This window comes from Rhodococcus quanlei, from assembly GCF_055231015.1.
In genome coordinates this window covers 1-25,258 of sequence record NZ_JBUYWD010000006.1, presented here as the reverse complement: position 1 = coordinate 25,258, position 25,258 = coordinate 1, and the positions used below count along the sequence as shown (strand labels likewise).

20 protein-coding genes are annotated in these 25,258 nt (G+C 65.0%); 11 read left to right on the top strand and 9 right to left on the bottom strand.

The features are described 5' to 3' along the window. Positions 1-142: 142 nt before the first annotated feature. The gene (rfbB, locus tag ACZI8Q_RS04280; RefSeq protein WP_463372266.1) at positions 143-1,156 is read right to left on the bottom strand and encodes a dTDP-glucose 4,6-dehydratase; all 1,014 of its coding nucleotides are present in this window, start codon (positions 1,154-1,156) and stop codon (positions 143-145) included. Between the two features lie 94 nt (positions 1,157-1,250). On the opposite strand from rfbB, the gene rfbA reads away from it, so the two are divergent. Genes rfbA through ACZI8Q_RS04260 form a run of 4 tightly spaced genes read left to right on the top strand, consistent with a single transcriptional unit; the run spans position 1,251 to position 4,067 of the window. Then, a complete protein-coding gene (rfbA, locus tag ACZI8Q_RS04275) occupies positions 1,251-2,126 on the top strand; it encodes a glucose-1-phosphate thymidylyltransferase RfbA (RefSeq protein WP_463372265.1) in 876 nt (291 codons plus the stop codon). Between the two features lie 8 nt (positions 2,127-2,134). Continuing rightward, positions 2,135-2,743 carry a dTDP-4-dehydrorhamnose 3,5-epimerase family protein gene (locus tag ACZI8Q_RS04270; protein WP_463372264.1) on the top strand — a complete coding sequence of 203 codons (609 nt, stop codon included), beginning with the start codon at positions 2,135-2,137 and terminating at the stop codon, positions 2,741-2,743. Next, the gene (locus ACZI8Q_RS04265) at positions 2,743-3,216 is read left to right on the top strand and encodes a GtrA family protein (protein ID WP_463372263.1); all 474 of its coding nucleotides are present in this window, start codon (positions 2,743-2,745) and stop codon (positions 3,214-3,216) included. The genes ACZI8Q_RS04270 and ACZI8Q_RS04265 overlap by 1 nt, the downstream gene beginning before the upstream one ends. A gap of 20 nt (positions 3,217-3,236) precedes the next feature. Next, on the top strand, positions 3,237-4,067 hold the full coding sequence (locus tag ACZI8Q_RS04260; RefSeq protein ID WP_463372262.1) for a glycosyltransferase family 2 protein: 831 nt from the start codon (positions 3,237-3,239) through the stop codon (positions 4,065-4,067). Positions 4,068-4,108: 41 nt separating this feature from the next. Here the strand turns inward: ACZI8Q_RS04260 and ACZI8Q_RS04255 are convergent, their stop codons facing one another. The 3 genes from ACZI8Q_RS04255 to ACZI8Q_RS04245 form a co-directional block, all read right to left on the bottom strand. Further along, positions 4,109-5,335, bottom strand: a complete 1,227-nt coding sequence (locus ACZI8Q_RS04255; RefSeq protein ID WP_463372261.1) for a PucR family transcriptional regulator — start codon at positions 5,333-5,335, stop codon at positions 4,109-4,111. A gap of 146 nt (positions 5,336-5,481) precedes the next feature. After that, positions 5,482-6,627: an esterase/lipase family protein gene (locus tag ACZI8Q_RS04250; protein WP_463372260.1), complete on the bottom strand. Its 1,146-nt coding sequence runs from the start codon at positions 6,625-6,627 to the stop codon at positions 5,482-5,484. 433 nt (positions 6,628-7,060) lie between these two features. Beyond that, a complete protein-coding gene (locus tag ACZI8Q_RS04245; protein WP_463372259.1) occupies positions 7,061-8,311 on the bottom strand; it encodes a PucR family transcriptional regulator in 1,251 nt (416 codons plus the stop codon). 456 nt (positions 8,312-8,767) lie between these two features. Between ACZI8Q_RS04245 and ACZI8Q_RS04240 the strand changes: the two genes are divergently transcribed. Further along, positions 8,768-9,901 carry a S1C family serine protease gene (locus ACZI8Q_RS04240; RefSeq protein ID WP_463372258.1) on the top strand — a complete coding sequence of 378 codons (1,134 nt, stop codon included), beginning with the start codon at positions 8,768-8,770 and terminating at the stop codon, positions 9,899-9,901. A 7-nt stretch (positions 9,902-9,908) separates the two neighbouring features. Here the strand turns inward: ACZI8Q_RS04240 and ACZI8Q_RS04235 are convergent, their stop codons facing one another. Both ACZI8Q_RS04235 and ACZI8Q_RS04230 read right to left on the bottom strand, forming a co-directional pair. Beyond that, on the bottom strand, positions 9,909-10,916 hold the full coding sequence (locus ACZI8Q_RS04235; RefSeq protein ID WP_463372257.1) for an alpha/beta hydrolase: 1,008 nt from the start codon (positions 10,914-10,916) through the stop codon (positions 9,909-9,911). 116 nt (positions 10,917-11,032) lie between these two features. Then, positions 11,033-11,539 (bottom strand): GtrA family protein, encoded by a 507-nt coding sequence (locus ACZI8Q_RS04230; protein ID WP_463372256.1) that lies wholly within the window; start codon positions 11,537-11,539, stop codon positions 11,033-11,035. Positions 11,540-11,584: 45 nt separating this feature from the next. Here ACZI8Q_RS04230 and ACZI8Q_RS04225 point away from each other — a divergent pair, with 45 nt between their 5' ends. The 3 genes from ACZI8Q_RS04225 to ACZI8Q_RS04215 are packed head-to-tail and all read left to right on the top strand — an operon-like array spanning position 11,585 to position 15,713. After that, positions 11,585-13,009, top strand: coding sequence for an FAD-binding oxidoreductase (locus tag ACZI8Q_RS04225; protein WP_463372255.1), 1,425 nt, complete (start codon positions 11,585-11,587; stop codon positions 13,007-13,009). Continuing rightward, positions 13,006-13,776: a decaprenylphospho-beta-D-erythro-pentofuranosid-2-ulose 2-reductase gene (locus ACZI8Q_RS04220; RefSeq protein WP_463372254.1), complete on the top strand. Its 771-nt coding sequence runs from the start codon at positions 13,006-13,008 to the stop codon at positions 13,774-13,776. Before ACZI8Q_RS04225 ends, ACZI8Q_RS04220 begins: the two co-directional genes overlap by 4 nt. 11 nt (positions 13,777-13,787) lie before the next feature. After that, entirely contained in the window at positions 13,788-15,713 is a 1,926-nt protein-coding gene (locus ACZI8Q_RS04215; protein WP_463372253.1) for a galactan 5-O-arabinofuranosyltransferase, read from the top strand. A 14-nt stretch (positions 15,714-15,727) separates the two neighbouring features. Here ACZI8Q_RS04215 and ACZI8Q_RS04210 read toward each other — a convergent pair whose 3' ends face one another. Continuing rightward, positions 15,728-16,201 (bottom strand): flavodoxin family protein, encoded by a 474-nt coding sequence (locus tag ACZI8Q_RS04210; RefSeq protein ID WP_463372252.1) that lies wholly within the window; start codon positions 16,199-16,201, stop codon positions 15,728-15,730. A gap of 127 nt (positions 16,202-16,328) precedes the next feature. On the opposite strand from ACZI8Q_RS04210, the gene ACZI8Q_RS04205 reads away from it, so the two are divergent. After that, positions 16,329-16,598, top strand: a complete 270-nt coding sequence (locus ACZI8Q_RS04205; protein WP_463372251.1) for a hypothetical protein — start codon at positions 16,329-16,331, stop codon at positions 16,596-16,598. A 28-nt stretch (positions 16,599-16,626) separates the two neighbouring features. On the opposite strand, the gene ACZI8Q_RS04200 is transcribed toward ACZI8Q_RS04205, so the two are convergent. Next, positions 16,627-17,325, bottom strand: a complete 699-nt coding sequence (locus tag ACZI8Q_RS04200; protein WP_463372250.1) for an MspA family porin — start codon at positions 17,323-17,325, stop codon at positions 16,627-16,629. Between the two features lie 142 nt (positions 17,326-17,467). Between ACZI8Q_RS04200 and ACZI8Q_RS04195 the strand changes: the two genes are divergently transcribed. Together ACZI8Q_RS04195 and ACZI8Q_RS04190 are read left to right on the top strand one after the other, a co-directional pair. Beyond that, positions 17,468-20,713 (top strand): arabinosyltransferase domain-containing protein, encoded by a 3,246-nt coding sequence (locus tag ACZI8Q_RS04195; RefSeq protein ID WP_463372249.1) that lies wholly within the window; start codon positions 17,468-17,470, stop codon positions 20,711-20,713. A 57-nt stretch (positions 20,714-20,770) separates the two neighbouring features. Further along, the gene (locus tag ACZI8Q_RS04190) at positions 20,771-24,052 is read left to right on the top strand and encodes an arabinosyltransferase domain-containing protein (RefSeq protein WP_463372248.1); all 3,282 of its coding nucleotides are present in this window, start codon (positions 20,771-20,773) and stop codon (positions 24,050-24,052) included. Between the two features lie 70 nt (positions 24,053-24,122). Here the strand turns inward: ACZI8Q_RS04190 and ACZI8Q_RS04185 are convergent, their stop codons facing one another. After that, the gene (locus ACZI8Q_RS04185; protein WP_463372247.1) at positions 24,123-25,082 is read right to left on the bottom strand and encodes a hypothetical protein; all 960 of its coding nucleotides are present in this window, start codon (positions 25,080-25,082) and stop codon (positions 24,123-24,125) included. Positions 25,083-25,258 lie beyond the last annotated feature (176 nt).

Below are 25,258 nucleotides of genomic sequence, written 5' to 3'. Positions count from 1 at the left end.
CCAGCAGCGCAGACCCCACACCGAATCCACTGTTCGAATCCGCCGTCGGCGACCCGACCGTCCGTGTCGAGACGAACGATTCACGACCATCACCGTGACCGATTTCACGGTCGGTGAACGACAGAACGCACCCGTGCGACCGTCACACGAGGCCGGTCTTGTTCTCCCCTGCCTCTGCGTACTTTTGCTCCGTCGCGTCTTTCTGCCCACGCCACCACGATTCGTTGTCCCGGTACCAGGCAACCGTCGCCTCGAGACCGCTTCGGAAGTCCCGATAGCGGGGACGCCAGCCGAGTTCGGTGCGCAAGCGTGTGGCATCGATGGCGTAGCGGCGATCATGACCCGGACGATCGGTCACGAAGTCGAAGTCGTGCGGACTCTTGCCGAGAACTTCGAGTACCGATTCGACGACGGTGCGGTTGTTCACCTCACCGTCCGCGCCGATCAGGTACGTCTGACCGATCTCCCCCTTGTCGATGACAGCCCACACCGCACTGTTGTGGTCGTCCACGTGAATCCAGTCGCGCACGTTCAGTCCGTCGCCGTACAGCTTGGGCCTGATCCCACACAGAACGTTGGTGATCTGGCGCGGGATGAACTTCTCGATGTGCTGGTAGGGGCCGTAGTTGTTGGAGCAGTTCGACAGCGTGGCGCGCACACCGAACGAACGCGTCCACGCCCGCACCAGCATGTCGCTCGAGGCCTTCGTCGACGAATACGGGCTCGACGGGTTGTACGCCGTCGACTCGGAGAAGCGGCCCGGGTCGTCGAGTTCGAGGTCGCCGTACACCTCGTCCGTGGAAATGTGGTGATACCGCACGTCGTGGCGCCGCACCGACTCGAGCAGCGTGTAGGTGCCGACGATATTGGTGCGGACGAACGGCCAGGGGTCGCCGAGCGAGTTGTCGTTGTGCGACTCGGCAGCGAAATGCACCACCACATCGGACGCCGCCACCAACCGGTCCACCACATCCGCATCGGTGATGTCGCCGTGAACGAACTCGATCTGCTCTGCCACCTGGTCCAACGACGCCCGATTTCCGGCATAGGTGAGCGCATCCAGCACCGTGACCTGCACATCTGGCCGATCATTTACGGTTTGACGCACGAAGTTGGCACCGATGAACCCCGCCCCACCTGTGACCAGAACTCGCACGATGCCTCCAAGACAGCGGTTGTCGACTACGAAACCGCACGATACAGGCCCGTGGTGATTTGATTTGGCCTCGAACACTGGAACACTCCAGATCATGCGCGGAATCATTCTGGCGGGCGGGACCGGGTCGCGTCTGCACCCCATCACGCTCGGGGTCAGCAAACAGTTGGTGCCGGTGTTCGACAAGCCGATGATCTACTACCCGCTGTCGACCCTGATGCTGGCCGGTATCCGCGACATTCTGATCATCACGACCGCAGCGGACGCGCCCCAGTTTCAGCGGCTACTGGGCGACGGGTCGCAGTACGGCGTCACTCTTTCCTACCGGGTTCAGCACGAGCCGAACGGGCTCGCGCAGGCGTTCGTTCTCGGTCGGGACCACATCGGCAACGACTCGGCAGCCCTCGTGCTCGGCGACAACATCTTCTACGGTCCCGGTCTCGGCACGAAACTGAGCAGGTTCGACGGGATCGACGGTGGCGCAGTGTTCGCGTATTGGGTATCGGACCCGAGCGCCTACGGGGTCATCGAGTTCGACAACACCGGACGGGCCGTCTCCCTCGAGGAGAAGCCCGCGAATCCCCGGTCCAATTACGCGGTGCCCGGCCTGTACTTCTACGACAGCGACGTGGTCTCGATCGCCGAAGACCTCGAACCGTCCGATCGGGGTGAGTACGAGATCACCGACGTCAACCGCGCCTACCTCGAAGCCGGGAAACTGCAGGTGGAGGTCCTCCCTCGCGGTACCGCCTGGCTCGACACCGGAACCTTCGACTCGCTACTCGACGCCTCGAACTTCGTGCGCACCATCGAAGAACGTCAGGGCCTGAAGATCGGCGCCCCCGAGGAAGTGGCGTGGCGATGTGGATACATTTCGGACGACGAACTATGCGAGCGCGCGGAACGACTGGTCAAATCCGGTTACGGCAGCTACCTTCTCGGTTTGCTCGAACGCGGCAAGGAATGGTGAGGGAGTCGATGGAGTATCGAGAGCTGAAGGTCGAAGGCGCCTGGGAGTTCACACCGAAGCAGTTCGGAGACGACCGTGGGGTCTTTCTCGAATGGTTCCGTGAATCGGACACCACCGGCTTCTCGGCGACCACCGGCCGCACCTTGGATCTCGCGCAAGCCAACTGCTCCGTATCCGCAGCCGGAGTCCTGCGCGGAATTCACTTCGCCGACGTCCCGCCCGGACAGGCCAAGTACGTGACGTGTGTGCGCGGTGCCATTCTCGACGTGGTCGTCGACCTGCGAGAAGGCTCCCCCACCTTCGGGCAGTGGGATTCGGTGCTGCTCGACGACGTGGATCGTCGCACGGTGTTCCTGTCCGAGGGCCTCGGGCACGGATTCCTGAGCCTCGAGGACTTCTCGACCGTGGTCTATCTGTGTTCCTCCGGCTACGACCCCACTCGCGAACACGGGATTCACCCCCTCGATTCGCGTATCGGCATCGAGTGGCCGGTACTCGGCCGCGACGGCCGGCCCCTCGATTTCCAGCTCTCCGAAAAGGACGCCGCTGCACCGTCGTTGGTGCAGGCCCGCCATTCGGGTGTGCTCCCCGCGTACCCGGGTCGGACCCGGAGCTGATGGCCACGGTGAACGAACCGCAGGATCCCTCGGTCACCCCGCCCGCGGGAATGAGCGGGCGTCCCGGTCCGCTCCTGCGGATCGTGGGCAACCAGGGCCTCGCGTTCGTACTCGTCGGTGGCTTCAACACCGTGCTCGGCACGCTCTGGTTCATCGTCTGGCAACTCGCACTCGGCGACGAGCTGGGGTATCACTTTGCGATCGTGGCCGGCTACGTCTGCAATGTCGCGTGCGCGTTCTCCCTGTACCGCTACCTGGTGTTCGAGGTTCGGGGACACTTCTTGCGCGACCTGTGGAGGTTCGTAGTCGTCAACTTCGGAGCTTTCGTACTCAACCTGGCACTCATGACTCTTGCTGTTTCCGTGTTGAGTTTCCCCCCGATCCTGTCGCAGATCGTGATCACCGCCGCCACCGCGACGGCCAGCTTCTTCGGATACCGCGACTTCTCGTTTCGCCGTGGAACGATTCGATAAATGACAGGGACAGGAGCGTCATGACCCCTCGCGTATCAGTGGTCGTACCCGCATACAACAACGCCGAATACATCGCTGAAACCGTCGATTCGATCCTGAATCAAACCTTCCAGGACTTCGAGCTCGTCATCGCCGACCATTCGTCGACCGACTCGACCATGGACGTGCTACGCGGGTACGACGCAGATCCCCGAGTGCAGATCTTGACCACACCTGCAGGCGGCGGCGCCAAGGCGAACTGGAATCGGGTGAGCGAGGCTGCCAACGGAGAACTCCTCAAACTCGTCTGCGGCGACGACACGATCTTTCCGACCTGCCTCGCCGAGCAGGTTGGAGCGTTCGACGAGCACCCGTCCGCCGTGCTCGTCGCCTCGCAGCGCACACTCGTCGATGCCAAGGGCAAGCCGATCGTCGCGGCGCGCGGTCTGGCAGGCCTGTCCGGTCTGGTTTCCGGGAGGGTGGCCGCTCGGCGTACCGTGCGGGCCGGCACCAACATCTTCGGCGAGCCGGGCGCCGTGATGATGAAGCGTTCCGCCCTGAAGGAGAACGGCTGGTGGGACGATCGCCACCCGTATCTCATCGACGAGGCCACGTACGTCGGTGTGGTATTGCAGGGAGACATGGTCGCCATTGCGCATCCCCTCGCCACGTTCCGCGTCAATGCCGGCCAGTGGAGTGTGCGATTGGCGAAACAGCAGGCCGGTCAGGCCGCGGCGTTCCATCGCTCCTTGCACGACACCGACCCGACTCTCGCGTCCACGAGCGATGTCCGGATCGGCAACACGAAAGCCCTGGCCACGTCGTTCTTGCGTCGCGGGGTGTACTTCTTTCTTCGCCACCGCATGTCCTGAACCAGGGCATGCGGGCCACACGCCGGACGGGCCCGAACCGTTCAGCGATCGGCCTTGGCCAGCCTGCGCGCAACGAGGGCGGCCTGCAAAGGACGCAATCCCGACAGGCGACCCGGATCGAGGCCGGTGAGGTCGGCGATCCGTTTGAGCCGATAGTCGACCGTGTTGGCGTGCACGTGCAACTGCCGCGCCGTACGTTGACGATTCAAGTCGTTGCCCAGGTGCACTTCGAGGGTGCTGATGAGGTCGGGGGTGCGCTCGAGCGGCTCGAGCAAGCCGACGAGGTACTCGCGGCCCGCGCCGGGACGCATCATCTGGTATTCGAACACCAGATCCGCCATCCGGTAGACGCTCGGGGCACGGTGCAGCATCTGCGCCAGATCGAGTAGTTCATGGGACCGCTCCGAGGCGTGCGGAACCTCCGCGGTCTCCGCCTGCACGGCGGCGGCAGTGATCTCGACCTCGGCCGCGACACTCAACTGCGCCACCAGTGAATCCACCCACTCGTTCGACGGGCGGCCGGGCAGAAGGATCGTTCCTCCCTCGGGACTGAGCAGCGACAGAGCCGAGCGCCCACACGAAGTGGCGAGTTCGGCTTGCAGCCTTCGCAGCTTCCGTCGAGCAGAAACCGCGGGGTTGATGCCGGGATTGTTCTCGTCTTCGTGCGGCGGCAGATACAGGGCGAGCACCACGTACTCCGCGACGATGTCGATACCGGACTGGCGTTGCATGGCCGTGGCGGCTCTTCCCGCCAGCAGCGCGGTCACCAGAGTGTGCGCTGCCGTGTGGTGCTCGCTCGCCACCGTCTTCAGTTCCGAGATATACGACTCGGTGGCAGCTACCGTGACTCGCGCCAGCATCGCGATCAACAGCTCGCCACCCTGTGCGACGTCCCCGACGTCACCGCTCCCGGCATCGTCGACGACATGCAACCATCCCAGACGAAAGCCCTCGTGCAGTACCTCGAGGATGGTTTCGAGGGGGATCCCTTCACGTGCCCACTGTGCCGTTGCCTCGCGAAACCCGGTCAGGTCCTCGTCGGTGGGCATTCGGCGCCAGTCGAGCATCTTCATCGCCAACTGCAGACAACTCATCGTCACATTCGTGACATCGCCACTGAGTTCTTCGCGTGGCAAGTTGCCGCACGGAATCACATTCGCAGCGAAGTGACCGACCAGATTCCCTGCGACGGCCTCCATATTGCTGAGATGCAAGGACGCCGGCATTCCGGCCACCATGATCCGCTGGCCCGCATCGTCACTCGTCATACCGATCCTCCCCCTACCCTGGACGCACACCTACCACCCGTGTGGCTGTGGGCGCGCGTCCGGCGATTCTCTCACGATCGGGGGCCTGCTCGGTCCGTTTTCGGTGGGTTGCCATGCGATGGGCTTGCCGAGCCGATCCTCGACGCTCAACCCTCGGACGAACCCGAAGAACCGGACGCACCGTTCGCGGGTCCGGTGTCGAACGTTCTCGGCCCGAGGGGGCCACCGTCGGAACTGCCACCGATCGGCGCATTACCCACGCAACGAACGTCTTCCTCGGTGAAGTTCTCCGGATCGAGTGCGTGCTCGACCCAGTCGATCGCTCGTGGCGAATAGCTCAAGCTCAGATGATCGGATACATCGACCTCGCATCCGTCCTGCAACGTGATGTTGTGCACCGTGGCGCCTGGGCCTGCCTCGAGGAAACTCCACCAGTACGGGTTGGAGACCTCGTCGTAGCGGGTGGCGATCACCGTGTAGTCGATTCCGGGGACCGTGTCACCACCCTCGTTGAGCTTGACCAGCAGCGGTGAACCGAACACCTGTTGGATAGGCGCCTTGCCCGCGACGTGGTCGAGCAGCGGGTCGAGGTCGATACCGGTGAGGTCGCGGATCCCCCGATCGAGGGTGGCGATTCCACTCAGCCCCGTGCCGTGATTGGTGGCGCCGAGCATGGCTATGTCGTCCACCTTGTTCTCGGCGGGATCGTCCGGGTTGGCCCCACCCTCGAACTTCAGATATTGACGGGTGACCAGTCCGCCCTGCGAGTAGGCGACCACATCGACCTTGTCGGCCCCGGTTGCGGCGAGCACTTCGTCGACGAAGACCGCGAGTTCCTTGGCCGACTCCTCGATCGGACCGACTCCGTAGAGGTCCGGCAGAAGCGTGCCGACGCCTCCCTGGTCCAGGATGCCCGCCTCACCGTAGTTCAGTGCGAAGACGCAGTATCCCTCTTCCTTCAAGATCGGAGACACACCCGACCAGTTGTTGTACGCGCTGTTCCAGGTTCCATGCACGAGCACCACCGGCTGCGGGTGCGCGTCACCAGGGGTGCAGTCCCAGTCGTTCGCTCCGACCGGCGCCATGCGCGGGGCGACCATCGCCTTAAGCATCGCGTCGGGATAGTTGGTGCTCGGCAGACCGACCCCGACCGTAGTATCGCGCGGGTTGGGCGCCGGAGCCGCCGGGGCAGCCGCAGCCGGCGACGCGAGAGCGGCCGATGCCGCTATCAATACCGCCGAAGTCGCCACCGAGACAGCGGAACTCTTCCGCAACGATATGGTCCAAGTCATAGCCGGTGAACCTACCTCGAGTTCGTCACCTCGTTTTCCCACGATATGAACGCCCTCCGGGAAGTTTCACACCCCGGTCACACACCACCGGGAGCCGTTCGCGTCACCGTCGGGACGGTTCGACAAGTACCACTCCTGGAGATCGAACCGGCCCCGTCGGATGGGCCGTCACCTACGAAATCCCTTGCAACGCTGCATATTTCGACGAAAACGGCACCGCGCAAATGATGCGGGGGTCCGATTCGCGATACCGCGCCAGGCCCCGACACACCGGTCGGCCGACACCCGATTACGCACCGAACAGGCTGCCCTGCCCAGCCCGTACCGTTCTCGATGTCTGGGCAGCTTCACAGTGCGCAAGCCGCCAAGTCTCTCAACAGTCACAGTGCGACCAGCTGCTCGCGGGCTGCGCCGCTGGGCCGGTTGCGCCGACTCAGGCCTTCTTCCTCGACTTCTCGAGCTTCCCGGCAACCAACGCGGCTTGAAGCGGACGCAGCCCGCTTGGTCGGGCCGGGTCCAGTCCCGTCAACTCGGCGATACGTTTGAGCCGGTAATCCACAGTATTGGCGTGGACATGAAGCTGCCGCGCGGTCCGCTGCCGATTCAAGTCGTTGTGCACATGAACATCGAGTGTCGTGATCAGATCCGGTGACTTCTCCAGCGGATCGAGCAACCCCGTCAGATGCTCGCGGCCCGGTCCGGGCCGCATCATCTGATACTCGAAGACCAGGTCCGCCATGCGGTACACGCCCGGCTCACGCCGAATCCGTCGTGCCAGATCCAGCAATTCGTGCGCACGCTCGGCGGCCGATGGAACGTCCTCGGTCCGAGCCTGCACGACCGCCGCAGTCGGCAGGACCTGCCCCGCCGTGGCCAACTTCTCGATCAGGGAGTTCACCCACACGTCACCGAGCGAGTCCGGAACGAGCACCGTGCCCCCCTCCGCACTGAGCAGCGACAATGCCGTACGCCCACATACCTTCGCGAGTTCTGCCTGTACTCGTCGTAGCTTGCGCCGCGCAACAACCGCGGTATCGCTCGGCGAACCGTGCTCGTCCGTATGCGCAGGAAGGTGCAGAGCAATCACCGTGTACTCGGACGCGATCTCGATCCCGGACTGGCGCACCGACGCCGGCGTCACCCGTCCGGCAAGCAGGGCGGTGACCAAGGTATGCGAAGCGTTGTGATGTTCACTTGCGATGAATTTCAACTCGCAGATGTACGACTGCGTGGCTGCGACGGTGGCGCGGGAGAGCATCGCGATCCACAGTTCTCCGCCCTGCGCCAAGCCGGGAAGATCTCCCGCCCCCGCGCCGTCGACCAGACGCAACCAGCCCAAACGAAACCCCTCGTGCAGCACTTCGAGAATCACCTGCAACCCGATACCGTCACGTGCCCACTGCGTCGTCGCCTCTGCGACGGCGGCCAGATCGTCCTCCGTCGGCACGCGACGCGTGTCGAGCATCTCCGCGGCCAGTCGCAGACATTTCATCGTGACATCCGTGACGTCACCACAGGATTGCTCGCGACCGCAGGGTTGCTCGCGCGGCAGACTGTCGCACGGAACCACAGCCTGGAAATGCCCGACCAGATCCGCGGCGATGGAGTGGAGATTCTCGAGGGCCGAGGACGCGGGGGCGCCGGCCATCATGACCCGCGGAGTCGATTCGCCGATAGCAGTCACCGTTGTGCGTCCTTACCTCGAGATCGAATGGGCAAATGGGAGGTCATCCGTGGTGATCTCTTCGCCCGTCACCGATGCGACGACGTCGGGCACCACCGGAATCGTCGACCCCGACCATGGGGCGGAGCAGCGTCCGGCCACTCGTTCGGATCCGCCGACAATTCGGCCGTGCTCTTGGACGACATCTTCAGGAATTCCTCCTTGTGCCACCACACGGCACAGAAGTCGTGTCGGCACGACGTTCTGCAGTTCGCCGCGGCACACACACGGGATGCGCCGGACGGTGCGGACTGCAATGATCCACGCGACGCGAGGATCGTACGTCGACCGTCTTGCGACTTCCACAACCTGCGGCCAACCCTGGAAACTTCCCGGAACGACTGCCCCAAGACTGTGAACCATCACAGGCAGCTGAACCCACACGATGCCGGGTAGGAACCGAGTAACTTCTGAACGGTGACGGGATCGAGGGCCCTGCGATCGACGGCAGTCGCGGCCATGGCTGCCGCGACACTACTCGTCGGCGCGCCCACCCTCGAACCCGGATCGCTGCCCCCGCCTTCCGCCCCGCAGCCGTCCACCCAACAGCCGTCCGCCCCGATGCCGGCAACCGTCGACACGCAGCGTTCGAACGCACCACCCGCCGAGGCACGGACGCGTCCAGCCCTGACCCCCGAACAACTCGAACGCACCGTTGTCCCCACAATCGTTGCGATCACCTCGGAATCGGCGACGACATCGACAGCCGGCACGGGAATCGTCTTGAGCACGGACGGTCTGATCGTGACCAATCATCATGTGATCGTCGGCGCCGCCGACGTTTCGGCACGATCGTTCGACACCGGCACCTCCTACGCGGCGGAGATTCTCGGGTACGACGCAGGTACGGACATCGCTGTCCTGCGCCTCGCCGGCGCCTCGAACCTGACCCCCGCACTGCTCGACGACCATACGGACATACGTATCGGCGATCCGATCCTCGCAATCGGGAACGCGGAAGGCGACGGCGCAGCAGTCTCCGCACCTGGCATCGTGACCGGACTCGAGCAGACACTCACCGCGCGAAGTACAGCAGACGGGTCCCGCAATCGACTCGACGGAATGATCGAGGTGAACGCCGCCGTACGACCAGGCGATTCGGGTGGCCCCCTGGTCGACGAGACAGGTGCCGTCATCGGCATCAACACGGCAGGCAACGCCGAAGAAGATCCTGCGGACACGATCGGACCGCCACGCTCGTATGCGGTCCCCATCGACGTCGCGATGAGCGTCGTGGACCAGGTTCTCTCCGGCACCAGTTCGGACACCGTTCGAGTAGGCCCCACGCCTGTCCTCGGCGTGACGGTGACCGATCACGAACACGGCGCCGAGGTCCTGTGGGTGTCGCTGTGGAGTCCCGCCGAGGACGCGGGCATGGAGGTGGGCGACGTGATCACCACCATGGACGGTCGACGGATCTCGTCCGCACAGGAAATCACAGCGATGATGATGCACCGCGGCCCCGGGGACACGATCGAACTCGGGTGGATCGACCAGGAAGGTGCGATGCACCAGGGTCGAATCATGTTGGAGGAGGGACCACCAAACTGAACTGTCCTCAGGCCGTCTTGCGCCCGAGTCGATCGTCCGGCGAGGTGTGTGTGAGGACGAACCTCGCCACGGTCCGCAACACCACCCGGCTTTCCGGCATCGCGGGGACCACCGCCGGAAACGCATGAACCTGGCCGTCCCAGATCTGCAGGCGACACGGCACCCCGGCCGCATCGAGACGACGTGCCATCAGTTCGGAATCACACCGCAGGACCTCGGACTCCGCAGCGAACAGCAGCGTCGGCGGCAACGCAGCCAGATCCCCGTTGACCGGCGACAACGCCGTATCGAGCTCCCCGTCCTTCTGTGCTCCGAGCCGCGCAACCGCCTCCAACTGGTCGACCGTCGCGAACGCATCCCGTTCCGCGTTCACATGCGCCGACTTGCCAGCGCAGTCCAAATCGAGAAACGGCGAGAAGCCCACCAGCCCTGCCGGACCCGGCAGGTTCTCCTCCACCGCCTTCAGCGCGGTTGCGAAAACAAGGAAACCCCCGGCCGAATCGCCGGCGAACACGGTCCCATCGGGGCGTGCTCCGTTGTCCAGGAGCCACCGATATGCGGTCAGGCAATCGTCGACCGACCCACCGATGTTCGTGTCCGGGAGCTGCCGATAGCCGACGTGCATCACCGGCAACCGAGTGAGCCTTGCGAGCGCCGCGACCACCGGACGATGCGTGTTGAGCCCGCAGCACATGAACCCCCCGCCGTGCATGTACATGATCACCCCGTGCCCGAGATCCGGTGACGCTCCCGGTGCACGGACGATCTCGGCGTCGAATCCCGGCAGCGTAACCGGGGTGCGAGAGACGCCTTTGGTGTGTCGAACGCCGGCGGCGACGTCGAGCAGCGCCGCCCTCCGCAGAGCGTTTCGGTTTATCGGCGCTGCCTTCACAACAGGCCGAACGAACCACCGAAACGCCTGGTAGAGAACCTGCGACTCGATACTCGGTCCGGCAAGGTTCGCGCCCGTCCGGTACCGGACGACGCCCTCCTGCGTATGTGGAGTTTTCGCCATGTCAGCGCTCCCGTCACCATGGCTGTGAAACATAGATTTAACAAACGCTAGACGTCCGGCATTCACCTTGTCTCGAAGTAGTCCGATTCGTTACGAATTCATTGACAAGTGATGCGCTACCGAATCTTGAAGATGACGACGCGCTGGACCACGAAATTGATCACCGTCGCCGTGCCCTGCGCGATCACGAAGGCCAGCGGGAAACGCCACCAGTCGTCGGGCATGACGTGATTGAGCCACCCGTTGAGACCGACCTGGACCGCGAATGTCAGCGCATACAGCGCCACGACGGCCACGAAGCGAGCACGGCTGGGTTCGGCCTTGAACGTCCACCGACGGTTGATCAGATACGCGGTGGTCGTGCCGGCGACGAAGCTGATGGACTTCGACACTCCGATCGGCAGACCGAACCCGAACACCAGAATCGCGTACAGCCCGAAGTCGGCGACGGCCGACAGCCCACCCGTCAGCACGAAACGGACAATCTGCGTTTTCAGGTCAGGAGCGTCGTCCGCGATGCTCTCGGTGACCGGGATCTCGACGGGCAGCGGAACATGCGGCTCGTCGTGGTGAGCTCCATGTTCGTGAGCGATGTCTTCGTGACTTTCGGGTGTTGCGGGCACGCGGACGAGCCTAACCGTCTCTACCGCCAGGTAACCTCTTCCACGATGTCCGAGACAGCAGACGAGACGCCGAACGAGGCGCTCCCCACACAGACCCGCACCCTCGCAGGATGGGGCCGCACCGCGCCGACCACGGCGCACGTGCTCTCCACCCCGGACGTGGAAGTGATCGCGAAAGCCGTCACCCAGGTAGCGGAACAGAACGAGTCCAAGCCGTCCTACCTGCAGCGCGGGGTGATCGCCCGCGGCCTCGGCCGCTCCTACGGCGACCCGGCGCAGAACGCGGGCGGACTGGTCGTCGACATGACTGCGCTCAATCGCATTCATCGAATCGACCGCGACACCCACCTCGTCGAGGTGGACGGCGGAGTCAGCCTCGACCAGCTGATGAAGGCGGCCCTGCCGTTCGGCCTGTGGGTTCCGGTACTGCCGGGCACCCGCCAGGTCACCGTCGGCGGCGCCATCGCCTCGGACATTCACGGCAAGAACCATCACAGCGAGGGCAGCTTCGGCAACCACGTCCGCTCGATGGACCTGCTCACCGCGGACGGCCAGGTTCGCCACCTGACGCCGGGCGGCGAGAACTCCGACATCTTCTGGGCGACGGTCGGCGGTAACGGCCTGACCGGCATCATCGTGCGCGCCGTCATCGAGATGATCCCCACCGAGACCGCCTACTTCATCAACGACGGCATCCAGACCGACAGCCTCGACGAAACCGTCGCGGCGCACCAGGACGGTACCGAGGACAACTACACGTACTCGAGCGCCTGGTTCGACATCGTGAGCGCACCCCCGAAGCTCGGCCGCGCGGCCATCACCCGCGGCTCGCTCGCCACGTTCGACCAGCTCCCGAAGAAGCTGCAGAAGGACCCGCTCAAGTTCGACGCCCCGCAGCTCATGACCATGCCGGACGTCTTCCCGAACGGCCTGATGAACAAGCTCTCGGCCAGCGCCATCGGCGAGCTGTACTGGCGCAGAGGCAAGGACTACACGGGCAAGGTCCAGAACCTGACGCAGTTCTATCACCCGCTCGACCTACTGGGCGAGTGGAATCGCGCGTACGGCTCCAAGGGCTTTTTGCAGTACCAGTTCCTGGTTCCCACGGACGCGCTCGAAGAGTTCAAGAAGATCATCCGGTTCATCCAGGGCTCCGGGCACTACTCCGCTCTCAACGTGTTCAAGCTGTTCGGTCCCGGCAACGAGGCGCCCCTGAGCTTCCCGATGGCCGGGTGGAACGTCGCGATGGACTTCCCGATCAAGGATGGCCTGAACGAGATGGTCACCGAACTCGACAAGCGCGTCCTCGAGTTCGGCGGCCGGCTCTACACAGCCAAGGATTCGCGCACCACCGCGGAGAACTTCCACGCGATGTACCCCCGGATCGACGAATGGATCAAGGTTCGCCGCTCCGTAGACCCCACAGGCGTCTTCGCCTCCGATATGGCCAGAAGGTTGGAATTGTTGTGACGATCGACGCAGTCGGTAACCCCAAGACGATCCTCGTACTCGGCGGAACCAGCGAGATCGGTCTCGCGATCACCGAGGTCTACCTGTCGCGATCGCCTGCACGCGTCGTCCTCGCGGCGCTTCCCGGCGATCCCGGCCGTGACAACGCGGTGGCGCAACTGAAGGCCAAGGGTGCCACCGGGGTCGAGATCGTCGACTTCGATGCCCTGGACACCGATTCCCACCCGAAGGTCATCGACGAAGCGTGGACCGCAGCGCAAGGTGACGTCGACGTCGCCATCGTCGCCTTCGCTCTCGACAGCGACTCCGAGGAGTTGTGGCAGAACCAGCGCAAGGCCGTTCTCACAGCACAGGTCAACTACACCGCAGCAGTGTCCGTCGGTGTGCTCGTCGGCGAGAAGATGAAGGCACAGGGCTCCGGACGCATCATCGCCATGTCGTCGGTTGCTGGAGAGCGCGTCAAGCGCGCCAACTTCGTCTACGGCTCCACCAAGGCCGGCCTCGACGGCTTCTACCTCGGCCTCGGCGAGGCTCTCGCACCGTTCGGCCCGCGCGTGACGGTGGTTCGTCCGGGCATGGTGCGCACCCAGTTCAGCGCGCACGTGAAGGAAGCCCCGCTCACGGTCAACAAGGAAGAGGTGGCCGCGCTCGCCGTCGCGGCCGCTGACAAGGGCAAGGAGATCGTCTGGACTCCCGGTCTGTGGCGATTCGTCATGATGGGCCTGCGGCACGTGCCGCGTCCGATCTTCCGGAAACTGCCCATCTAGGCTTCCCTTTCGTGACGAGTGCAGAGGTAGCCCCGGTCAGGCGGACGCTGTCGGCGGCAGGCGAAATGCTGTCGGCGGCGGTCGTCGCGGCCGTGGTCGCAGCCGTGGGCCTGTTCGCCATCGGCCGGGTCCAGTGGCCGGCGTTCAACTCGTCCAACGTCACCCAGGCGGTGACGACGGTCGGCCAGGTGGTGGCGATCGTCGGTATCGCCGTCTCGGTGATCCTGGTCCGACGGACGACTGCACGCCCCTTCGCGAAGGTGTTGTCCTGGGCAAGCCTGTCCGGGTTCGTCACGGTCACATTGGGGTTGCCGCTCGGTGGGACGAAGCTGTACCTCCACGGAGTCTCCGTCGACCAGGAGTTCCGCACCGCGTACCTCACGCGTCTCACCGATTCCGCGGCGCTGCACGACATGACGTACGCGGACCTGCCGCCCTACTACCCGGCCGGCTGGTTCTGGATCGGCGGACGCGTCGCCAACATCCTCGGGATGGACGGCTGGGAAGCCTTCAAGCCGTATGCGATCGGATCACTCGCCGTCGCCGCCGTGGTTGCGCTGGCGTTGTGGAGCAATCTGATCCGGCAGGACTGGGCGATCGTGGTTGCCCTCGCGACAACCGCCACCGTCCTCGCCTACGCCTCCGCAGAGGTGTACGGAGCGGTGATCGTCTTGCTGATGGCGCCCGCCCTCGTGATGGCCTGGGGCGCACTGCATCGCAACGGGAAGGGCGGGGGCGGGTGGACCGCCGTAAAGGGTGGGGGCGGCTGGGGAGCTGTGGTGGGCACCGGACTGTTCCTCGGACTCGCTGCCACGTTCTACACGCTGTACCTCGGCTTCGCGGCATTCACCGTCACCGTCATGGCCCTGATCACGGCAGGTTTGGCGGTGCGTGAACACAAGACGTGGCGCGCGGCGGCGGCGCCGCTCGTGCGTCTCGTCGTCATCGCCGTCATCTCCGGTGCTCTCGCGCTGACCGTCTGGCTGCCCTTTCTCCTCGAATTCCTGAGCGGAACGCCCGCCTCGTCCGGGACCGCCTTGCACTACCTCCCCGAAAGCAGTGCCAGGCTCCCCTTCCCGATGATCGACTTCTCCCTCGTCGGTGCACTGTGTCTGCTCGGGACGGTGTGGTTGATCAGCCGGGCGACCAGTTCCAGACGCGCGCAAGCCCTCGGTATCGGCGTGGCAACCATCTACTTGTGGTTCCTGCTGTCCATGACCGCAGCCGTCGCGGGCACCACGTTGCTGGCCTTCCGCCTCGAGCCCGTGCTGTTGACTCTGCTGGCTGCCGCAGGCACCTTCGGCTTCATCGAGTTCTCGGGGTGGATCGTCCGCGCCACCAGCGACAGCCCCAAGGTGAAGGGCTCTCTCCTCGCGATCGGCGTGCTCGGCGGTCTCTCGTTCGTTCAGAACATTCCGCAGGTCCTGGCGTCGGACATCGCTGTCGCGTACTCGGATACCGACGGAAACGGTGAACGCGCCGATATGCGCCCGCCGGGAGCCGCCTCGCACTACGCGAACGTCGACGAGCTGATCCAGGAGCGGCGCCCGAGCGAACGTCACGACACCGTGGTCCTCACCACCGATACCGGATTCCTCAGCTTCTACCCGTACTACGGTTTCCAAGGGCATACCTCGCATTACGCCAACCCCCTGGCCGACTACGCGGGCAGGAATGCGGCCATCGCCGAGTGGAGCGAACTCGAGACGACGGACCAGTTGATCGCCGCGATGGACGAAGCGCCGTGGCGGGCACCGGACGTGTTCCTCTTCCGAGAGGGACCGGACGGCTACACCCTCCGACTCACCGAGGACGTCTACCCCAACGATCCGAACGTTCGCCGCTACACGGTCACCTTCCCGAAGGAACTGTTCGACGACCCCAGGTTCACGGTGGCAGAGACCGGCCCGTACGTAGTGGTGACGCGCAACCAGTAATCGCTCCCGTTAGGTCAACGGGTGGAGACGATCCGGGTTCGTAGCCCTTCGGCGAACATGCGTGCCGCCTCCAGATCGGTGGTGTTCGGTCGCCCCTTGCGGACACCACCGACGATTTTGAGCGGCAGGAAGGTGTCGTACCCGTAGCAGGAAAAGGTGTCGACCACCTCGAAACCCTTCTTCTCGAGCAGCGACACGAAATTGCGCTGGTAGCGGCGGAACGGCGGCTCCGGGAAACCGCTGGTGTTGAACACGAACGCCTTGCTTCGCTGCCCCTCGGGCAGCGAGCCGGCGAATTCACGCAGCTCTCGGTAGAAGTCCATGTTGCGCACTCCCGAGCCGAATCCCACGCAATCGTAGGAGGAGAGCTCTGCCGCTTCGATCTCCGCTGGATCGACCACACGCGCCCCCAACACCTCGCCGATGACCTCGGCAACCTTCCTGGTGTTGCCGTGGGATACCGACTTGCACACGATGATGCTCTTCATGCTGTGCTCCTGCGTTCTCGGCTACGGGTTCTCGTGCACGCGCTGCGACCGAAATCTTCTGACATTACCCAGCACACGCTCGTTATCGACGCTAAACTATACCGACTGGTCGGCGTCAGGAGCGGTAATGCACGATGCACAACCTTCCGACGACGAGTTCCTGGTCGGAACGACCGTCGGGGTCAATCTCGTCCATATCGGTCTCGCCTGGACAGTAGCGGGCGTGATCGCCATCTACGGTGGCCACTGGCTCGCCCTCGCACTGCCCGCGGTGGCGGGTGTGCTGTGGCTTGCCGGCCTGCCCATCACTCGGTGGATGCAAGCACACAAGCAGAAGCTGTCGGCGCCGCCGGAGTTCGCGGCGACGCCGGATCACAGCGTCGGACAAGCTGTCTGATCTTCCGCTACTTCACCGCCGAGCGGAACTAAAGCCTCTGCGGCACACCGTAAGTCACCACGGTGTCGCCATTCTCGGTGGTCGCCATCGCGTACGGCCGAATGGTCACCGGACCGATCGCACCACTCACGTGTCCATGCAAGCCCGCCAATCGCACACTGGCGATGGGGCCGTCGAACTCCTGATTCTCGAGGATCGGCACCGTGGTGATACCTCCCGGCTCGAGTTCCGTTTCGAGTGACTGCGAGGGAATGATCGAACCGCCGAGAGTCCCGAAATTGCCGGCCTCGAGACCGAGTTCGAAATCCGGTACCAGGCCGAGGAGAATCGCGTTCTCCGTCCCCACCTCCCAATCGAGGTTGGGCGTGTTGAGAACGACCAGCGCCCCGGCAAGCGCAATCGGATACCCGATCTGATAGCCGACCGTGAGCCTCGTATTCTCGAACTCGGCGGCGTCGGGCCCGGTGATGTTCACCGATGCGACCCCGTCATGGAAGAACTCGACGGTCAGAGGTGAACTGTCCAGCGGAGGCACCGTCCGGATGTGGGTGTCCGCTTGCAGAACCTCGATCCGATTACCGCGAACATCGGTGATCGCGCTGGCATTGTCCACACCCGCAGACGCCGTGCCGTTCCCCATCACCATCGACAGTGCCGCAACAGCAGCCACAGCGACGGTGCGTATGAAAACTCTCGAGCCGAGCCGTCCTGATACACCAACCACCATGTCTCCCCAGTTTCGAGTGTGTCGATGAAAACGCCGAGCGTTCGTGACGCCCTCAGGCTAGACCTGCAAGGTCGAGGCTGTGGCCGAATCGACCACATATGGACGTGGCCTACCATCTTTGTCTGTGCCGTCTGATGCCCCTGTGACCGCGACCGAGCGAAAATCGGAAGCCCGCCGTGTCCGCCTGTCCCGGACGATCGCCATCGTCACGGGCTTGCTCGGGTTCGCCCTGGCCCTCGCGACCCCCTTCCTTCCGGTCAACCAGATGGCGGCATCGGTCAGCTGGCCGCAAGACCAGTCGACCGAAAGTGTGACCGCCCCCCTCGTCTCCTACTCGCCGACCGAACTCGACGTCACGATCCCGTGCACCGCGCTGACCCCGGACGCCGGCACGGTCGTTGCCACCCTGCCCGAGGGTGCAGACCGCCCCACAGCGGGGCTTACGGCCGCCGTCACCGACGACACCTTCGAAGTCCGGGTCCGCAACCACGTGCTGGCCTCGGGCACACTCGCTGAACTGCAGGGCTGCGACTCGGTACACGTCACCTCCACAGCCGAGCGAACCGCCGCCGAGATCGTCGGTACACCCAGCGAACCCGAAGCCGTCGGCACCGATTCCCTGACCGGCGACTTCCGTCCGCAGATGGTGGGAATCTTCACCGACCTGCAGGGGCCGCCACCCGAAGGACTGAACGTCCACGCCGATCTCGACTCCCGATTCTCGTCGACACCGACACTCCTCAAATTCTTCGCGATGATCGTGTGCGTTCTCGCCACACTGACCTCGCTGTACGCCCTGCACCGCATCGACGGCGTCGACGGACGCCGTGCGCGCCGCTTCCTGCCCGCCCGCTGGTGGAAGATCACCGGGGTCGACGGGATCGTCGTCGGAGTGCTGCTGCTGTGGCACGTGATCGGCGCCAACACGTCCGACGACGGATACCTGCTCGGCATGGCCCGCGTATCCGAGCACGCGGGCTACATGGCCAACTACTTCCGGTGGTTCGGCGTCCCCGAAGCCCCGTTCGGCTGGTATTACGAAGTACTCGCGGCCTTCGCGAAGGTCAGCACGATGAGCATGTGGATGCGGCTGCCGGCGCTGATCGCCGGAATCCTGTGCTGGATGGTGATCAGCCGTGAGGTGATCCCCCGGCTCGGTGTCGCGGTGCGCCGCAACAGGGTGGCCCTGTGGACCGGCGGATTCGTGTTCCTTGCCTTCTGGCTTCCCTACGACAACGGCTTGCGCCCCGAACCGATCATTGCCCTCGGCGCGCTGCTCACCTGGTGCTCCATCGAGCGCGCCATCGCCACTGGCCGACTTCTGCCTGCCGCGATGGCGGTATTGATCGCCGCCTTCTCCCTTGCTGCGGGACCGTCCGGGCTCATCTGTATCGCCGCCCTGATCGCCGGCGCCCGCCCAGCATTCCAGATCCTCGTCGCGCGCGGACGGCGCGTCGGTTTCGTTTCGCAGATCGCTCCGATCCTCGCCGCAGGCACCGTGGTGCTGGTAGCCGTATTCGCGGACCAGACCCTGGCGAGCGTGCTCGAATCGACGCGGGTTCGAACCGCGCTGGGCCCCAACCAGACCTGGTTCGAGGAACGGATCCGCTGGGACGCGCTCCTCTCGATCACTCCCGACGGGTCGCTGGGACGACGGTTCGCCGTATTCGTCATGCTGCTGTGCGTCGTCGTGTGTGTGATGCTGATCCTGAAGAAGGGCAAAGTGCCCGGCACGGCGATCGGACCGTCGCGCCGAATCCTGGGAATCGTCTTCGCATCCCTGCTGCTCATGATGTTCACCCCCACCAAGTGGACGCACCACTTCGGTGTGTACGCAGGCCTCGCCGGATCGGTGGCCGTGCTCGCCGCCGTAGGCGTGGGCGCCGCGAGCATCCGGTCCAAACGCAACCGAACCCTGTTCGCCGCAGGCATTCTGTTCATCCTCGCCGTGGCGTTCACCGGCTCCAACGGCTGGTGGTACGTCTCGAGCTACGGCATCCCCTGGTGGGACAAACCGCCCAGCATCGCGGGCAAGGGCTTCTCGACCGTGTTGCTCGGGCTCACCGTGCTGACGCTGCTCCTGGCCGCCTGGTTCCACCTCCGCGAACCGTACGAGAAGGCCAAGCCGCCCAACGGTAAGCGAGCCCGCTTCCTCGCACCGTCACCGCTCACCTTGGCGGCCGCGGGCATCGTCGCGTTCGAGGTTCTCTCGTTCGTCAAGGGAGCCGTGGACCAGTACCCGGCGTACTCGATCGCGAAGGCCAATCTCGAGTCGGTAGACGGGACCTGCGCACTCGCCGACGAAGTCCTCGTCGAAACCGACCCCACCGCCGCCGTGTTGCCGTTGCGCACACCGCCCGCCGACAACTCGGGTGCGAACGCGTTCGGAGCCACCGAGTCGACCGGATTCGACCCCAACGGGGTGGCGGCCGACCTCACCGCCGACACCGAAAAAACGTCGACCACCGGTGGCGCCAACACCGTGCAAACCGACGACAGAGACAACGACTCCGACGAGACGACGAGCCAGACCCGGTCCGGTACCGGCGGCGGCTCCGCCGACATCACCGGCGTCAACGGCAGCGACGTCGCCCTGCCCTTCGGCCTCGACCCTGCCCGTGTTCCCGTTCTCGGCAGCTACCAGCAAGGCCGCCAGGAGGCCGCCGCCCTGACCACCGGTTGGTACGCGCTCCCCGAACGCACCGCCGACGCACCACTGCTCACCATCGCTGCGGCCGGCCGTATCCATTCGGTGGACTCGGACGGCGTGGTCACCCCCGGCGCCCGACTCCAGGTCGAATACGGACGGGCCGAACCGGGCGGCGACGTCACCGTCCTCGGAGTGGCTGCGCCGATCGACATCGGACCTGCACCGTCGTGGCGCAACCTCCGGGTGCCACTCGACCAACTGGCAGACGACGCCGATTCCGTACGCCTGATCGCCGCGGACAACAACCTCGACCCCTCCCGGTGGCTCGCGGTCACGCCGCCGCGGGTGCCGAAAACCGCAACCCTGCAGAGCGTCGTCGGATCCCGGACTCCGGTGCTGCTCGACTGGGCCGTCGGACTGGCATTCCCCTGCCAGCGCCCGTTCGACCACCGCTACGGGGTGGCCGAGGTACCCGAATACCGGGTGCTCCCCGACCGTGGCGGCGCCGAGGCAACCAACGCCTGGCAGGACCGATTCGGTGGTGGACCGCTCGGCTGGACCGGTCAACTTCTCCAGGCCCGCACCCTGGCGACCTATCTGTCCGACGACTGGGACCGTGACTGGGGATCGCTCGAGCAGTACACCCCGCTCGACCCCGCGGCAACCCCGGCCCGGATCGACACGGAGGAAGTGACGAGATCAGGCACGTGGACGCCGGGACCGATACGGCTCCCATAGGCGGCAGATTCTCGTCGCGTGACGGCCCGAAAACGCGTTGACATACGATCGACAACCGTGCCCGACGTCTCACATGCTCCGCCTGCCGCTTCCAACCTCCGCTCGGAGTATCGGACCGTACGACTGATTGCAGTCGTCACGGGACTGATCGGGTTCCTGCTCGCACTCGCGACCCCGTTCCTGCCCGTCACACAGACCACCGCAACAGTGCAGTGGCCGCAGAACGGTTCGGTCGGCGACATCGAAGCGCCGCTGATGTCGCAGGCGCCCGTCGACCTCCACGCGTCCATCCCGTGCACCGTGGTGTCCGATATCGACGAACGCGGCGGAATCCTGCTGTCCACGGCACCGCCGCAAGGCGAAGGTGCGGCCCTGAACGCGATGTTCGTGCGCGTCTCCGCCGACACCGTCGACGTCCTCGACCGCAACGTCACGATCGCCACCGCGCCCCGCGAGGACGTCGAGTCCGGGCAATGCTCGAACATCGTCATCGACTCCGATATCGACAGCACGACCGCCGAGTTCATCGGGCTCACCGACGACGAAGGCAACCCCGTCGCCGGCGAACTCACCGGTGATCTTCGCCCACAGGTGGTGGGTGTCTTCACCGATCTCCCCGAGGGCACGTCCACCGACGGCCTCTCGCTCACCATCGACGTCGACTCACGATTCTCGTCCAGCCCGACGCTCGTCAAGACGGTCGCCATGATCGTCGCCGTTCTCGCCACCATCGTCTCGGTGGTCGCCCTCGGCCGACTCGACGGCACCGACGGCCGCCGGCACCGCCGGTTCCTGCCCGCCCACTGGGCGAAACCGACCGGCCTCGATGCCGTCATCGTGGGCACGCTCGTCGTCTGGCACTTCATCGGCGCGAACACCGCCGACGACGGCTACCTGCTCACCATGGCCCGCGTCTCCGAAGGCGCCGGATACATGGCCAACTACTTCCGCTGGTTCGGTGTCCCCGAAGCCCCGTTCGGCTGGTACTACGAAGTACTGGCCGCGATGACCAACATCTCCACGGCCAGCGTGTTCATGCGCCTGCCCGCCTTGCTCGCCGGAATCCTCTGCTGGATGGTGATCAGCCGCGAGGTGGCACCCCGACTGGGCCGGGCCGTCCGGAACAACAAGGTCGCCCTGTGGACCGGCGGACTCGTGTTCCTCGCCTTCTGGCTGCCTTACAACAACGGACTGCGCCCGGAACCGATCGTCGCCCTCGGCGCACTGCTCACCTGGTGCTCCATCGAACGCGCCATCGCCACCGGTCGACTGCTTCCGGCAGCCGTGGCCGTGTTCATCGGCGCATTCACACTCGCCGCCGCCCCCACCGGTCTGATGTGTGTCGCAGCGCTACTCGCGGGTGCGCGGCCACTCATGCGCATCATCATCAAACGGCACCGCGTAGTCGGCACCTGGCCGCTCATCGCACCGATCCTCGCCGCCGGAACCATCGTTCTCGTCGCCGTGTTCGCGGATCAGACGTTCGCCTCCGTCATGGAAGCCACCCGCGTACGCACCCTCATCGGACCGAACCTCGAGTGGTACAAGGATTTCCTGCGCTACTACTACCTGTTCGTGCAGACCGTGGACGGATCGGTGGCACGCAGGTTCGCGTTCCTGACGATGATCCTGTGCCTCTTCACCGCACTGTTCGTGCTGTTGCGCCGCAGAAAGATTCCCGGCACCGGCATCGGCCCGTCGTGGCGATTGCTCGGTGTCATCGTCGGAACCATCTTCTTCATGATGTTCAACCCCACCAAGTGGACCCATCACTTCGGTGCCTACGCGGGCATCGCGGGTTCGTTGGCTGCGCTGACCGCCGTCGCGGTATCCGCTTCCGCGCTCCGATCGCGGCGCAACCGCACAACGTTCTTGGCCGGGCTCCTGCTCATGCTGGCGCTCACCTTCGCCGGCATCAACGGCTACTGGTACGTCTCGAGCTATGGGGTTCCGTGGTTCGACAAGTCGGTGTCACTGAGCGGATTCGAATCGAACACACTGTTCCTGATCCTGTTCGCCGTCGCCGCAGCCGTGGGAGCGTGGCAGTACATGCGTGAGGGCTATGCGCCGTCCCCGCCGACGTCCAATACCAAAAAGGGCAGGCGCATCCGCAAGTTCGCAGCAGCCCCACTGACCGTTGTTGCCGGTGCGATGGTGCTGTTCGAAGTGCTCTCCATGGCGAAGGGTGCAGTGTCTCAGTACCCCGCATACTCGTTGGCCCGCTCCAACATCGAGTCCCTGACGGGCGAAACCTGCGGTCTCGCAAAGGACGTCCTGGTCGAGTACGACACCAATGGCGGCAATCTCACCCCGTTCACCGAACCCGGCCAGGAACTGGCCAACGGTCCGCTGGGCGGCGCGGCTCCACGAGGGTTCTCGCCCAACGGAGTGCCCACCGACCTCACCGCCGACTACATTTCGGTCGACCAGGGCATGGGTAACACCGACACCCAGACTGTCGGCCCCACCTTCCGAACCGGCTCCAACGCGGGAACCAGCGGCGGCACCGGAGCCATCGGCATCAACGGCAGCCGGGCGAAGCTGCCCTTCGGCCTCGACCCCGCGACCACCCCGGTCATGGGCAGCTACCAGGAAGGCGTCCAGGAACCCGCGCAATTGACGTCGAGTTGGTACGCGTTGCCCGAGCGCAGCGAGGACCGGCCACTGGTGGTGCTGTCCGCGGCAGGACGCATCTGGTCCGTCGACATGACCGGCGCCACCACCTACGGGCAGTCGCTGCTGCTCGAGTACGGCAAGCGCCAACCCGACGGCACCGTCGTCTCGCAGGGAACCTATCTGCCCAAGGACATCGGTCCCGCCCCGTCGTGGCGCAACCTGCGCATCCCGATCGACGAGCTGGCACCCGACACCGACACCGTTCGGATCGTTGCCAACGACCCGAACCTCACGGGCGATCAGTGGCTCGCGTTCACACCGCCGCGCGTTCCGCATTTGCGGACCCTCGACTCGGTCATCGGCAGGGAGCAGCCGGTGCTGCTGGACTGGGCTGTCGGACTGCAGTTCCCGTGCCAGCGACCGTTCTCGCACGAGTACGGGGTCGCCGAGATGCCCAACTACCGCATCCTCCCCGACCGCCCGCTCGCCGTCAGTTCCACCGACACGTGGCAGGCCCGCGAGAACGGCGGCCCCTTGGGCTTCACCGAATCGCTCGCCGGCGCCACCACCGTCCCGACCTACCTGCGTGACGACTGGGGCCGTGACTGGGGATCGCTGGAGCGATACGACCGCCACTACCCCGGCGCCACACCGGTGGAGCTCGAGACCGGAGAGCAAACCCGTTGGGGCTGGTGGAAACCCGGAACTCTCCGCGTCTACTGACCTCTCCCTTCCCCGACCGATGTCACACGCGTTCAGCTCACGCGAACGGGTGTGACATCGGTCGGTGGGGTCAGCGGGTGGGAAGCAGACGGACGGCGGGCGGCCGGGGCCGGGACATCGCCAACTCGCAGCCCGCACGCAGATCCGCCAGCACCGTCGCCTGGTCCGATCGAAGCTGCTTCGGCAGATGCGTCACCACCACGATCCCCGCTCGCTGCATGCGCGCCCGGCGCACCAACGTCGCCTCGTGCTGTTGCGCCGACAGGTGATACCGCAGTGAATCGATTTCCCACGCCAGCGCCACCTCGTCGAGCCATCCGTCGGGCCTCGCGATCCAGGTGCCGTCTACCGCAATGTCGCGATTGTGAACCATCGCAGGCAGTCCGCTCGTCGCATACAACTTCTGCGCCTGCACCTCCGCGACGGAGTGAGCATCGTCCGTCAACTCCCGCAGGACGGACCGGGGGACGCGGCTGCCACGATCGCTACCGGCGGCAAGCTCCCGGACCAATTCTCCGACCGTGACGTCGCCTCGCTGAATGCCCTGGGTGAGTAGCGCACGGCACGTATCCGGATTCGACGTCCGACGAGCCGCGTCGAGCAGGCACCGCACCGGTGGCGCCATCCGCAGCGGACCCTGGCGCACCGGTTCCGGTAGGCGCCACGTCCGCTCGACCCGCACGTACGCGACGTCACGGCGATGCTGCGCCGACGGCACCAACAACAGCACGTCGTTCATGGACGCCGACTGCGGATGACCGAGTGCGGCAAGCGCGGCATGGCCGGTCAGTAGGGCGTTCGGTCCCCCGTATTCCAGCGCCGCCAGCACGCGCTGATTCCAGGACGGTGGGCCGTTGTGCAACAGAATCACCCCTGGAAGCATCCGCTGCCACGGACCACCCGGTCGGCAGCGCGACGATACGGTCGCTCGACCTACCCCGAATTGCTCGAGCGCCGCCGAACGGACCACCCCGTCACGGCTGGCAGCGATCAGTTCGTGATGATTATGTATCCATGTTCCCCTCAACATGGGGCAAGGATCCACCTTGCCGGTGCCACATCCGACCCGAAAATTCGCCGTAGAACCGGCCCGTGGATAGCCGACTGCCTGTGGACAACCTCCCACGACCCCCGGCGAATGTCACACAGGTTCGCGTGAGCTGAACCGGTGTGGACTTAGCCGGGGAGGGGGTAGAAATGGGTGTG

Bases quoted from the DNA above. Each gene is read 5' to 3' on its own strand.
- rfbA (WP_463372265.1), top strand. From the start codon at position 1,251: ATGCGCGGAATCATTCTGGCGGGCGGGACCGGGTCGCGTCTGCACCCC.
- ACZI8Q_RS04270 (WP_463372264.1), top strand. From the start codon at position 2,135: ATGGAGTATCGAGAGCTGAAGGTCGAAGGCGCCTGGGAGTTCACACCG.
- ACZI8Q_RS04265 (WP_463372263.1), top strand. From the start codon at position 2,743: ATGGCCACGGTGAACGAACCGCAGGATCCCTCGGTCACCCCGCCCGCG.
- ACZI8Q_RS04260 (WP_463372262.1), top strand. From the start codon at position 3,237: ATGACCCCTCGCGTATCAGTGGTCGTACCCGCATACAACAACGCCGAA.
- ACZI8Q_RS04255 (WP_463372261.1), bottom strand. From the start codon at position 5,335: ATGACGAGTGACGATGCGGGCCAGCGGATCATGGTGGCCGGAATGCCG.
- ACZI8Q_RS04250 (WP_463372260.1), bottom strand. From the start codon at position 6,627: ATGACTTGGACCATATCGTTGCGGAAGAGTTCCGCTGTCTCGGTGGCG.
- ACZI8Q_RS04235 (WP_463372257.1), bottom strand. From the start codon at position 10,916: ATGGCGAAAACTCCACATACGCAGGAGGGCGTCGTCCGGTACCGGACG.
- ACZI8Q_RS04225 (WP_463372255.1), top strand. From the start codon at position 11,585: ATGTCCGAGACAGCAGACGAGACGCCGAACGAGGCGCTCCCCACACAG.
- ACZI8Q_RS04210 (WP_463372252.1), bottom strand. From the start codon at position 16,201: ATGAAGAGCATCATCGTGTGCAAGTCGGTATCCCACGGCAACACCAGG.
- ACZI8Q_RS04205 (WP_463372251.1), top strand. From the start codon at position 16,329: ATGCACGATGCACAACCTTCCGACGACGAGTTCCTGGTCGGAACGACC.
- ACZI8Q_RS04200 (WP_463372250.1), bottom strand. From the start codon at position 17,325: ATGGTGGTTGGTGTATCAGGACGGCTCGGCTCGAGAGTTTTCATACGC.
- ACZI8Q_RS04185 (WP_463372247.1), bottom strand. From the start codon at position 25,082: ATGTTGAGGGGAACATGGATACATAATCATCACGAACTGATCGCTGCC.